At 44.5% G+C, this 11,984-nt stretch carries 11 protein-coding genes; 7 read left to right on the top strand and 4 right to left on the bottom strand.

Annotated features, from left to right (window positions below; genetic code table 11):
- The first annotated feature begins 78 nt into the window (after positions 1-78).
- The 4 genes from MF542_RS09005 to MF542_RS08990 all read left to right on the top strand — a co-directional run bounded on the left by MF542_RS09005 (position 79) and on the right by MF542_RS08990 (position 5,039).
- Entirely contained in the window at positions 79-1,221 is a 1,143-nt protein-coding gene (locus MF542_RS09005) for a GGDEF domain-containing protein (RefSeq protein WP_247018233.1), read from the top strand.
- Between the two features lie 20 nt (positions 1,222-1,241).
- Positions 1,242-1,751: a DUF6702 family protein gene (locus tag MF542_RS09000; RefSeq protein ID WP_247018231.1), complete on the top strand. Its 510-nt coding sequence runs from the start codon at positions 1,242-1,244 to the stop codon at positions 1,749-1,751.
- A gap of 61 nt (positions 1,752-1,812) precedes the next feature.
- The gene (locus tag MF542_RS08995) at positions 1,813-2,184 is read left to right on the top strand and encodes a hypothetical protein (RefSeq protein WP_247018229.1); all 372 of its coding nucleotides are present in this window, start codon (positions 1,813-1,815) and stop codon (positions 2,182-2,184) included.
- Positions 2,185-2,354: 170 nt separating this feature from the next.
- Positions 2,355-5,039 carry a zinc-dependent metalloprotease gene (locus tag MF542_RS08990; protein WP_247018227.1) on the top strand — a complete coding sequence of 895 codons (2,685 nt, stop codon included), beginning with the start codon at positions 2,355-2,357 and terminating at the stop codon, positions 5,037-5,039.
- Positions 5,040-5,090: 51 nt separating this feature from the next.
- Here the strand turns inward: MF542_RS08990 and MF542_RS08985 are convergent, their stop codons facing one another.
- Positions 5,091-5,369: an SEL1-like repeat protein gene (locus tag MF542_RS08985; protein WP_247018225.1), complete on the bottom strand. Its 279-nt coding sequence runs from the start codon at positions 5,367-5,369 to the stop codon at positions 5,091-5,093.
- A gap of 164 nt (positions 5,370-5,533) precedes the next feature.
- Positions 5,534-6,703: an ATP-binding protein gene (locus MF542_RS08980; RefSeq protein WP_247018223.1), complete on the bottom strand. Its 1,170-nt coding sequence runs from the start codon at positions 6,701-6,703 to the stop codon at positions 5,534-5,536.
- Between the two features lie 133 nt (positions 6,704-6,836).
- Between MF542_RS08980 and MF542_RS08975 the strand changes: the two genes are divergently transcribed.
- From MF542_RS08975 to nhaA, 3 genes are all read left to right on the top strand, one after another.
- Positions 6,837-8,099, top strand: coding sequence for a GGDEF domain-containing response regulator (locus MF542_RS08975; RefSeq protein WP_247018221.1), 1,263 nt, complete (start codon positions 6,837-6,839; stop codon positions 8,097-8,099).
- A gap of 116 nt (positions 8,100-8,215) precedes the next feature.
- Complete coding sequence (locus tag MF542_RS08970) at positions 8,216-8,734, top strand: glycine zipper 2TM domain-containing protein (protein WP_247018220.1); 519 nt, start codon at positions 8,216-8,218, stop codon at positions 8,732-8,734.
- Between the two features lie 94 nt (positions 8,735-8,828).
- On the top strand, positions 8,829-10,028 hold the full coding sequence (nhaA, locus tag MF542_RS08965; RefSeq protein WP_247018218.1) for a Na+/H+ antiporter NhaA: 1,200 nt from the start codon (positions 8,829-8,831) through the stop codon (positions 10,026-10,028).
- Between the two features lie 32 nt (positions 10,029-10,060).
- Here nhaA and MF542_RS08960 read toward each other — a convergent pair whose 3' ends face one another.
- Both MF542_RS08960 and MF542_RS08955 read right to left on the bottom strand, forming a co-directional pair.
- Positions 10,061-11,407, bottom strand: a complete 1,347-nt coding sequence (locus MF542_RS08960) for a glycine zipper 2TM domain-containing protein (RefSeq protein WP_247018216.1) — start codon at positions 11,405-11,407, stop codon at positions 10,061-10,063.
- A 60-nt stretch (positions 11,408-11,467) separates the two neighbouring features.
- Positions 11,468-11,935 (bottom strand): hypothetical protein, encoded by a 468-nt coding sequence (locus MF542_RS08955; protein WP_247018215.1) that lies wholly within the window; start codon positions 11,933-11,935, stop codon positions 11,468-11,470.
- Between the last annotated feature and the right edge of the window lie 49 nt (positions 11,936-11,984).

Raw genomic sequence — 11,984 nt, 5'->3', positions numbered from 1 at the left:
TAACAATAGACTCAACAGTATATTGAGACTAACGTAGCCTCGTTTTGGGGTATAGCTTTACAATAAGAGCAGTTTGTTTTGCGTAAAGAATATAGGGTAAATATCTTTATATCGGTTCTCGCGTTAGTGCTTCTGTTAAGCGCGCTTGCTCCCGATATTTCCAATGAGCTTAGAGAATGCTTATTGATAGCTAGTGGCGTTCTACTTGTAGTTGGCGTTTCTGTGTTTTTCATCCAGAAAGCGCCCGTCAATACGGAAGCATCACCAAACTGGCGCCTCAACCCAGATGATTTAGATGAGGCAATATTACTTACAGACCTGAACGGCGTGATTATCACTTGCAACACCGCGGCACGTGAGCTCATTGAATTTTGCCCTAAATGCAAAAACGTGAAGGAACTTTTCGGGAAATGGCATGAACTGGCAACCAATGCCACTCAAGCAAATGATGTAATAGACGCCGTGCTTTCAGCACCTGATCTACAGTTTACGGATACCGTTTTTCTTGAAGACAACGTAACTGTAGAACGATCAACAAAACCGCTTGAAAACCAGCAGGTCAGAATATGGACATTGCGTGATGTTTCTCAAATGCACATAGCACAAAATGATAAAGCAATGCACACTACCCTGCTTGCTGAAGATGCCGCTAGAAATGCGGAACTTGCGGAGCAGCTTTTCCATGCAAAAGCGGAGCTTGAGGAAAAACAGGCAGAGTTAACACGCCTTGCCAATACAGACTCTCTCACGGGTCTTTGGAACCGCCGCCGCTTTACATCAATGGGCGAAGAAACAATTCAGAACACTAAAACCAATAGTATTTGGGTGCTCATGATGGATATTGATTATTTCAAACGCATCAACGACACCTATGGTCATGCTGCTGGTGATGTCGCTATCCGTGATTTTGCAAATATAGCCACCACAACGATCGGTGATGCAGGCTTTATTGGACGTATGGGTGGAGAAGAGTTTGCCGCAATCCTACCAGATACAGAAATTAATGATGCCGTTCGAATGGCAGAATCTGTTCGTAAAAATGTGGCTGACAACCGGACTATAAGCGATAATGAAAAGCTTCGTTTCACTTGTAGTATAGGTGTTGCTCAGTGGAATAAAGGTGAAGTTACAATCGAAGCCGCCCTTGATCGAGCAGATCAGGCGCTTTATAGCGCAAAATCATTTGGCAGAAACCGTGTTGTAGGGTACGAACTCAGCTAGATTGAAGTCGGGAGAACACAATGCGGCCGTTTATAATTTCATTGGTCAGCGCTGCTATTTTACTTTTAGGAACGCTACCTGCGGCTCCCCATAACGTTTATACCTCTTTTACCCGCATAGACTGGAATGCCAGCGATAATTCTATAGAAGTTGTGTTTGAAATCTTCTCTCATGAATTGGAAGCCAAGCTTTCAGTTATGGCTGATCGGCGCATGACCTTCCTCGACGACAATGACTACGAAGCACTTTCTGCCGCTATCCCTTCTTATATGGAAGAAAACTTACTGATCTTAGGTGATGGTAAAGTAGTCCCCCTCAGTTATCTGGGTTTTGAAATGCAAGATCAAATGATTTACATGTACTTGGAAGCAGATCTCCCGGAAGCTCCTAAAAAAATCTCAGTAATGAATGCTGTTTTGCTGGATGATCTGCCGGGGCAAACCAATACGGTAATGGCTGTGGTAAACGGTGACAAACAAACAGACGACATTCGCGAAGGTACTGGCCCAGTCACATTTGAGTTTAATTAGTATTTATCCACTTGCTTGCCACATTTATGGGCTTTAGTGTTTATCAAGTGAACGACACCGAATGGATAAAGATATGTCTTTGATAAGAAAAACAATAATCACATCCCTCCTAACAGTGACTGTTGCAACTACAGCGGCTGCAAATGCGCAAAGCGCTTCTAAAAAGCAAGAAGACACTATTTTAAATTACGCTCGTAATAACGGCGTTGTTGCTGGTGGTGCGAAATATTGCAAAGTGGCAGATGATCTTCTTGAAGAATATATTGCGAAAACAAATGCGCAAATCGCTTTTCTTGCTCGCGATGACTATCAAAAAGTATTAGGCCGTTTGGAATTCAAAAACACCATGACGGCAGCTACTGTAAAAAAGCCTAAAACATCATGTGATGACATCATTGAGCGCTTCAAAACTATCCTGCGTGAGTCTCGTTAATCTACTGATATTTCCATCAAATGCGTTCAAATGTTCATTCTGCGCGTTAAAGCGTGCGGCGAAGCATTGACTATGTCTGCTACACTGTACCAATGTGCAAGCTTGGGCATTTATAACTATAACTAACGGCCGAGCGAGGCCTTCAACAAGGAGAAAACACGGTGATTAAAATGGAACTTAAGTTTCGTCACCTGCTAGCTGGTGTAGCGCTGGGGGCGCTTACAGTAACTGGCGCACCTGCGATCGCTCAGGATGATAAACCTGCGAAACCTGCTGCTGAAAAAAAGCAGGAAGAAGCTGACACAAAAGATAAAGCGAAAGCGGATAAAAAAGACGGCGAAAAAGCCGACAAAAAGAAAAAGAAGAAGAAAAAAGATAAAACCATCAAAGACCTTGTGAAGGACCACGAGGAAATGGATGGCCTGTTCAAGCTTTACCGCGATAAGAAAACAGGCAAAATGATGATGGAAATTTCCGAAGATCAAATCGGAAAAGATTTCATCTACTTCTCTCACATTGAAAACGGTGTTGTTGAAGGTGGTCACTTCCGTGGTCAATATCGCCAGCAAAAAGTATTCAAGCTTAACAAGCACTTCGATAAAATCGAGTTTGTTCAGCAAAACCCATTCTTCTATTTTGATCAGGATAATGCACTCGCTCGTGCAGAAGATGCAAACATCAGCCCTTCCATTATTGCAGTTAGCAAGATTAAAGCAAAGAACGCTAAGGAAGATCAGGAAGAAAATGGTGTCCGTTATCTGATCGATGCTGATACACTCTTCAAAACAGAAGCATTTGACCGTCTCAAGCCTCGTGGTAACCCGCGGGTAAAACCTTGGGAGCAATTTAGCCTAGGCAAAGTTTCCAAGGCAAAAACACGTATTTCTGACGTAAACAACTACCCGGAAAATACAGCAGTTACAGTTGATTATGTATTCTCAAACCCAGCTCCAGCAAATGGCGGCAATGGTTTTGAAATTACAGATGCACGTAACGTGAATGTTCGCATGCAGCACACACTACTTGCTATGCCTGAGAATGATTTCAAACCTCGCATGGATGATGCGCGCGTTGGTTACTTCCTTGATTATGTAAACGATATGACATCGCATTCGGCAACCCCGTGGCGCGATATGATCAATCGTTGGCATCTTGTGAAAAAAGATCCAAACGCAGCAGTTTCAGAGCCAGTAGAGCCAATTGTTTGGTGGATGGAAAACACAACTCCGGTTGAGCTTCGTCCAACAATCAAAAAAGCTGTTGAAGCGTGGAACATTGCGTTTGAGCAAGCTGGCTTCAAAAACGCAGTTGTTGTGAAGCAGCAGCCTGATGATGCTGATTGGGACGCAGGTGATATTCGCTATAACGTGCTGCGTTGGACATCGAGCCCAACACCACCGTTCGGCGGCTATGGCCCAAGCTTCACAAACCCATATACAGGCCAGATTCTTGGCGCTGATATCATGCTTGAATATAGCTTCATCACAAACCGCCTACGTTCAAGCAACGTATTTGAAGATGCAGGTGCAGCTATTCATGAAGAGCATGACGATGAAACAGCAAGCTTTATGGACCGCCTCCGCGCCCACGAAGCAAACTGTAATATGGCAGGCCAGATCCAGCTGAATAATATGGTAGGTAAAGCCCTTTCTCTTGCGCAAGGCCGTGATGAAGCAACAACACGTCGTCTTGTTGAAGAGTCTATTTACTACCTGATGCTTCATGAAGTTGGTCACACTCTTGGCCTGAATCACAATATGAAAGCAACACAAGCCCGTTCATATGAAACAACATATGATATGGATGCTCAAGGTAACGGCCTTGCCGGTTCTGTAATGGATTATCCTGCTATTAACTTTGCACCAAAAGGCAAAGAGCAGGCACATTATTACACCATCCGTCCCGGTGATTATGACATCTGGGCTATTCAGTTTGGTTATTCACCAGACATGGAAGACCCTGAAACTCGTAAGGCACACCTCGCCCGTTCAAACGAGAAAGGTTTGGCCTTTGGTAACGATGCAGATGATATGCGTGCACCAGGCCGCGGCATTGATCCTCGTGTAAACATCTTTGATATGACTGATGATGCAGTTCGTTTTGCTGAAGACCGTCTGAAGATGAACAAGGAAGCGCTTAAATCTCTGCGCCAGAAGTTCACTAAAGAAGGTCAAAGCTATCAGGAACTACGCGATGCATATGCTGTTGTAACTGGCGATATGTATAGCCACGGTAATATCGCATCTCGCTATATTGGTGGTGTGTATGTAGACCGCTCTGTTGCTGGTCAGCCGGGTGCTACAGCACCTTACCGTCCTGTTGAAGAAGAAAAGCAGCGTAAAGCAATGAAGCTTCTTGCTGATTACATCTTCTCTCCAGATGCGTTTGAAGCAAGCAGTGATCTGTTGCAACACGTTGGTATTCAGCGTCGTGGTTTCTTCCACTTTGGTGGTGAAGATCCACGCGTTCATAACCGTGTAGGTCGCTTCCAAGGTATTATCCTGTCGCATCTGCTGCATCCAAATACGCTGCAGCGTATCAGTGATAGCGCTCTATACGGCAACACATACTCAATTACAGAAGTAATGGATGATCTGACATCTGCTATTTTCGATGCTGATAGCCGCGGTGCCGTAAATACACTGCGCCAACAGCTTCAGCTGCACTATGTGAACCGTTTGATCGGTATCATGAATGCTGGCAACTATGATTATGTGGCAAAATCAAACGCCCTAGCCAACCTCAAGAAAATTGAGAAAAATATGGCGCGCTGGCGTGGTGATGCAGCAACAAGAGCGCACCGTGATCATGTTGCCTTCATTATTGCAAAAGCACTGGATGTAACTGAAGGTTAATTTCCTTCACACCAAAACATTTAAGAGGCGGTTCAATTGAGCCGCCTTTTTTTAATGAACTTCCAACCACTCACGTGCCTGCTTAAGCGCCTTAACAAGGTCTCTGCGGCTCATTTCATGAGCAAGCTCTTCACGATCAACCTTTGCACGGTTAACGCCCCGTTCCGCAGCCAAGTTGAACCATTTATGCGCAGCTACATAATCCCGATCAACTCCTTGCCCCGTAGAATAAAGAAGTCCCAAATCATAAAGCGCTTCCGCTCTGCCATCTTCAGCGGCGGCTAAACGGTCAGCTACATAATCATATAAATCCCTGTCTTTTTGTCCCATATCATCCTCCAACAGCCAATTTTCTCGTGCAGCGCAAAGCTTGCACAAGGTCCCTTCCGGCTTGTTCAATACATATGATGAGAGGATTTTATTATAGGGCAATTGCCACTTTTGTACTTTACTGTAGCAAAGATATTAGGATTTACGAAGAATTTTTAGGCCAACTACAGTGCAAGTGTAACCACATTTTCATGGGAACAACGGTGCGGTGGCAAAATGATTGAAGCTTTTGTTCCCTTCCCCATACGGCTTTTTAGTTCAAAGTAGCCTCCATGTGCCTCTGCAAAAGCTTTCACCAAGGAAAGCCCTAAACCGCTTCCTTCAAATCTTCGATTATGACCACTTTCAACCTGCACGAAGGGTTCCATAACCTTATTAAGGCTCTCTGGGTCCATACCCGGACCATTATCAATGACCGAGATTTTAACTCCTGAGTTCGGCAAGATATTATATTCCAGGCGAACGGTAGCATTATCTGGCGAGAATTTAATGGCATTGGAAACCAAATTGATAACCGCCTGCCTGAAGACCTGAATATCAATCAATAATTCGTCTTTGTTATTGAACCCAGATGATGTCAGTGAAATTTTCTTAGTCCAGGCCATACCTTCCATAATACGCATTACCTGATCAGAAATTTCATCTGGTGAATAATAATCCTCACTCAATTGGAAAGCGCCTGCTTCAAGTTTTGACATATCAAGGATAGAGTTAATAACACCTAGCAAGTGTTTACCGCTGTGATGAATGTCCTGAATATACCCTCTTACATCCGCTGAATTTGCTTCCTCTTTAGGCTTCCCCATAATCAATTCAGAGAACCCGATAATAGCGTTCAGTGGGGTTCGAAGTTCATGGCTCATATTGGCAAGAAATCTTGCTTTTGCCTGGGCAGCGCTTTCTGCCTTCATCTGAGCAAGCTCCAGCGCCATCATACGTTCTTCAGCACGTGCCATATTAGCCTTTAAAAGCTCTGCTGCTGTCCCGATCCCTTTATAAAAGCTATTTTCAGTGATGATAAAACCGTCACGCAAAGCGCTTTCATCCTCCACCATCATCTTATTAAGAATATCTAAGGTGAAAGTATCTTCCACAATCACAGGATTCGGGTCCATCAGTACTGAAACAGGTTTGGCTTCAAAAAGTGGACGGCCAAAACGGTCTGCCAGTTTAGAAAGGAAATCAACACGTTTTAGCAGGCCAACAGGCATTCCTTTATCAACAACAGGAATAGCAACTAATTCCTCATCTGCGCAAAACCTATCATAAGCTACGCCGCAAAGCTCCGCCTGCGAAACTGGTTTAACTGCAAAAGAAATCAACGTATTGGTCATACACACTCAACCCCATTATACCGATGATAACTTTAAACAAATATGTTACCTATTGATTACACTCGCCTTTTTATACTTTATTAAAGGAATGCGATTACCTTCTTAATTGTACAAAATAAAATCAGAGGTCAATGTGCCCGTAACGCCCGCAAAACGTATTTTATTGGTTGAAGATTCCAAGTTTTATGCTGCAGTTATGCAGCAACAACTGACGAGCTTGGAAAATGTAGAAGTTGATCATGTTGTTACGTACGCAGAAACCAAAGCTAAGCTTGCTGATGGTTCGACATCGTACGATCTAGCTCTTGTCGATCTGAATTTGCCCGATGCCACACAAGGTGAAAGTGTTGATTTCACCATTCAGCATGATATCCCGACCATTGTATTTTCCGGTCAGTATGACAGTGACTTGAAGTCTCGGCTCTTTCAGAAGGGTATTCTGGACTATGTGGTAAAAGACAGTCCTGTTGCGGTGAACTATTTATTAGATGTCGTTACCAACTTCCTGTCACCCAACAAACATAAAATTTTGATCGCGAACGCAAACAAACGCGAACGGCAAAAACAGATACAAACACTTACTGCTCTGAAAATGTCTGTATGGGTATGTGACAGCATCAAAGAAACAGAACAAGTTCTTGAAAAACAAGACGACATCAACTTGGTTCTTGCAGGTGAGGAACTATCGGATGGCTCCGGCATTCAACTAGTGACCGCACTCAGAAAACAATTTGATTTTGCTAAAGTTGCAATACTGACAATTCTGGATGAACATACCAATAATGCCGCTCAGTATCTGAGATATGGCGCCAATGATTTTTTACGCACACCTTTTTCACCGGAAGAATTTCAATGCCGCCTTGCCAGCCTTTTCAAGATTCAAGATCAAATTAAAACGCTTGAGTATGCCGCGACCAGAGATTTTCTAACTGGCATGCTTAACCGCCGAGCTTTTTTTGAAAGTGCGGAGCCCATGCTTGCGCTCTCTAACCGAGAAAATAATTCGCTAGCACTTGCTATCATTGACATAGATTTCTTCAAAAAGATCAATGACACTTACGGCCATGACATAGGTGATGTAGCTCTAAAGGAAATGGCTCAAGCCCTTGAAGGAATTATCAGAAAATCTGATGTTGCGGCTCGTTTTGGCGGTGAGGAGTTCTGTCTTTTACTGCCTAACCTAACCAAAGAAGCAGCGCCGGAATTCTTCCTTCGTCTCCAAGCTGCTATTAAAAGCATCGCCATTGAAACAGAGCAAGGTGTCGTTTCCTTTACCGCCAGTTTTGGTGTGTGTTTTGAGCGCAGTCTGTCAATAGATGATATGATTAAAAAGGCTGATGAAGCTCTCTATCAAGCAAAAGAAAATGGCCGAGACCAATATATCATCGCTTCCTAGAATTCTATTCAAGTCCCGTTCAGCTTTGTTCCTTTAAATTGCTAAAAATTGCCATCTTCCCGCCGTTATTGGCGGGCAAATAGTATGGAAACAAAAAGCAGCACAGGACACAAACAATGAAAAAAACAGCCAAACTTGCTTTAGCCCTGCCTCTCGCTCTTGCTGTAGCAGCATGTGGCCCGAGCTATTCTTCTAACAGCTACGACGGCAGCGCTGTTGGTGAAGTTCGCCGTGTAGAACGTGGCACAATTGAGAGCTACCGTTTTGTTAAGATTGAAAATAATGACAGCGGCGTAGGTACACTTGCTGGTGCCGGAGTTGGTGCTGCTGCTGGTTCAACTGTTGGTGACGGTGCTGGTGGTGTAATTGGCGCAATTGGCGGCGCACTTATTGGTGGCCTAATCGGTAACAGCATTGAAAAATCTGCGAGTGATAGACGCGGTTTTGAATACATCATTCTTACCGAAAGTGGAAACCGTGTAACTCTGGTGCAGGTTGATGATCAACCTTTCCCTGCTGGTACACCCGTAAACATTCTGTTCAGTGGTTCAAGAAGCCGGATTATCTTTGATCCAAATGGTGCGCAACACACCTACAATGACCGACAAGATAACGAGCCAAAAGAAAATTACTGATAGACAACGGCTATAGAAAAATCGGTTTTTCTATAGCTTTTATATATCAACATATGTTTCCATATCATAGTTGGGCACTGTGATAGGAAACATTATGCACCAGACAGCTTCTAACTATTTCAAACAATTCATTCAGCAGGAAGCCGCCGGTGGTATCTTGCTTATCATAGCAGCACTATTGGCAATTATTCTCGCTAATAGCCCCTTCTCTTCATTCTACAGTCTTCTTATTGATACCCCTGTTGAAGTGCGCGTAGGTGCGCTTGAAATAGCTAAACCTCTCCTCTTGTGGGTGAATGACGGCCTGATGGCAATTTTCTTCCTGCTTGTTGGGCTAGAGCTTAAACGAGAACTCCTTATCGGAGAACTTTCCAAACCGGGTTCCATCATACTTCCTGGCATAGGTGCTGTTGGCGGCATGCTTATACCAGCTGCTATTTATATCTGGTTTAATATGGATGATCCGGTAGCGCTTAAAGGCTGGGCCATTCCAGCTGCAACAGATATAGCGTTCGCACTTGGAATTTTATCTCTGCTTGGCAACCGAGTACCTGTTACCATCAAAATATTCCTAACCTCACTCGCTATCTTTGATGATATCGGCGCCATTCTCATTATCGCTCTGTTTTATACCAGTCAGATATCAATGATTGCGCTGCTGATTGCTGCTGTTTGTACGCTTGGGCTATTTATACTGAACCGAATGCAAGTAGGTGAACGCAGTGTCTATTTTTTCCTTGGCGCTGTTATGTGGATTGCTCTTTTGAAATCTGGTGTCCATGCAACGCTGGCAGGTGTGCTTCTAGCGGCGTTTATTCCGATGAAACATAAAAACGAAGATATGCCCTCTCCTCTTATAAGCCTGGAGCATGATCTTCACTCTGTTGTGGCCTTTATCATCCTCCCAGTTTTTGCCTTCTGTAACGCCGGGATAAATCTTTCTGGCGTTGGTATTGCTGATATCAAACATGCCATGCCGCTGGGTATCATCCTTGGCCTGTTTATTGGAAAGCAAATCGGGATATTCGGTCTATGCTGGCTGAGTATCAAACTTAAACTTGCTGAACTACCAAAAGGCATGAACTGGAGCACACTTTGGGGGACATCAATCCTGTGCGGCATCGGTTTCACCATGAGCCTTTTCATTGGTTCACTGGCCTTTGAAGAAACAGGTGTGAACAAGTTATTTGATGAAAGGCTTGGTATTTTAATCGGGTCACTTTTGGCTGGCGTCACAGGATATATAGTCCTGCACTTCAATCTTCCACACACCAAAGAAAAAGGCGGCTCATAAGCCGCCTTGTTATTCTACAGGTGATAGGCCTTCTAATCTTTAGCCCATTTTACACATTCATACCCACCATCAACGGGTTCATAGCGCACACATGACCGAGCTTTACTTGGTGGCACATATGCTTCACGCTCATATCGGTGACGACCATCATAATCGTAATCGTCGTCATCATCAGCGATAGCGGCTCCGGCTACTGCACCAGCGATAGCGCCAATTACAGCCCCTGTTGTTTTATTGCGACCACCATCAATTTCTGCACCGATGATACCGCCAACAACACCACCTAATAGCGCTCCGGCAAATTCATCGCCATCTATGTCATTGTCATAATGGGCGTGTGTTGGCTCATAATAATAACCACTATTATAGCCTGGGCAGTATGTCCCATAGTGGTAGTGGCCGTGATTATGGAACCAGCCCCAAGAAGCATGGGTATGATAGAAACCACGGTGATAAGGCCAGTCACCATAATAATCATAATAACGGTTGCCATACCAATAACCATAATCGAACCGGTCATAACGACTGGTGTAATAACCAAAGTGCCAGCTATATGGGAATACATTCACATACCAATAGTTATTGGAACGGTGTCTATAGCGGCGGTCATAATAATAGTTCCGATTATAATAATATTTATTCCGCACGTGTGTTCTGCGGTTATCATAATAATTCCGGTGCCTGTTATTTTCACTGTATGTACGGCGTGTATTATAGGCATTTGAACGTCGATTATGTGAAGAATACACAGTATTCGAGTGCCTGTTTACCGAACGTGTAACATGACGGTTTCCATTACGTGTTGTACGTTCAAGATGACGCTCATCCCTGCGTGCTTGTTGCGTACGGCGATTTTCATCACGGCGGGCACGTGTTTCCGCCTCATAAGGGCGATAAGTTACAGAAGAGCGACGTTCATTTGATGAACTTGATCTGGAACGAGTGTATTCCTGCTCCCGCCTTCTTTCAGTTGCACGAGAACCACGAGTGTTACCTGTCTGTCGTCTAACTTCTTGCCGCGCAGTTTGACGAGGACGCTCAACCCTGTCCTGCCTTACTCTTGATGGCGCCGAAAAAGCCTCGCGGGAGTTACTACGAGTACGAGCACGACTTTCCTGCCGACTACTGCGGCTGCTGGAGCGAGTTTCTTGCCTGCTTCTACTCTGTCGCGATGCCTCGGAACGCTTTGATCTTCTTTGAGAGGCTCGGCTATCCTGTGACCGGTTACGCGAGCTTCGCGCTTGTCGTTGAGATGATTTGTTTGATCTTTCCTTAAAGGTTGGCTCTTTTCTCGAACCTCGATCACCCTCAGCCAACGCGCTGCTCACAGGCATGATCATCGCTGTGGCACTTAGTAGGAGTATAGTTTTCTTCAACATATCACTCTCCTTATTATGGAGTGAAAATTACGAGAATGAACCTGAACCGGGAATGAACTGTTATTTCTTTTTATTTTTACCGTCTCGCTGAAGCCAATGGGCATTTTGCGGAATGGGATGTGACGGATTATAATAAATATCGTCGCCACGTTCCCATGACTTCCTCTGCTCACGGTATTGCTCTTCATATCTGCGGTCGATCTCGAAATTATAACCAAGACCAGCCCCCAAAAGGCCTAAACCAACAGCCCCCGGCGCACCTGCGATCCCTTCGCCAAGAACCGCACCAGCAACACCCCCAAGAACACTGTTCAAGCGTTTTCTTCCTTTAACTTCCGGATACAAGGAAGGCCCACGCGTAATAAACGGCAGGTAAGCATCGCACCCATCGCCAATACACAGATTGGAGTAATCAGGTTTAACGGCCTGTTCAGTTTGTTCTTTGGGTTTTCCTTGCTCTTCTTGCTGGTCTTGAGCAACAGCCCCAATCGACCCCAGCAGCATCATTGTCATGAGTAAAGTACGCATATCTTCCTCCATTCAAAGGAAGCTTATTGATGCCATTGGGCGAAATTGA

This window comes from Kordiimonas laminariae (assembly GCF_023008165.1).
In the GTDB taxonomy this organism is placed as follows: domain Bacteria; phylum Pseudomonadota; class Alphaproteobacteria; order Sphingomonadales; family Kordiimonadaceae; genus Kordiimonas; species Kordiimonas laminariae.
The sequence above is the reverse complement of the archived record's forward strand: the minus strand, read 5'-3'. Positions and strand labels throughout refer to the sequence as shown.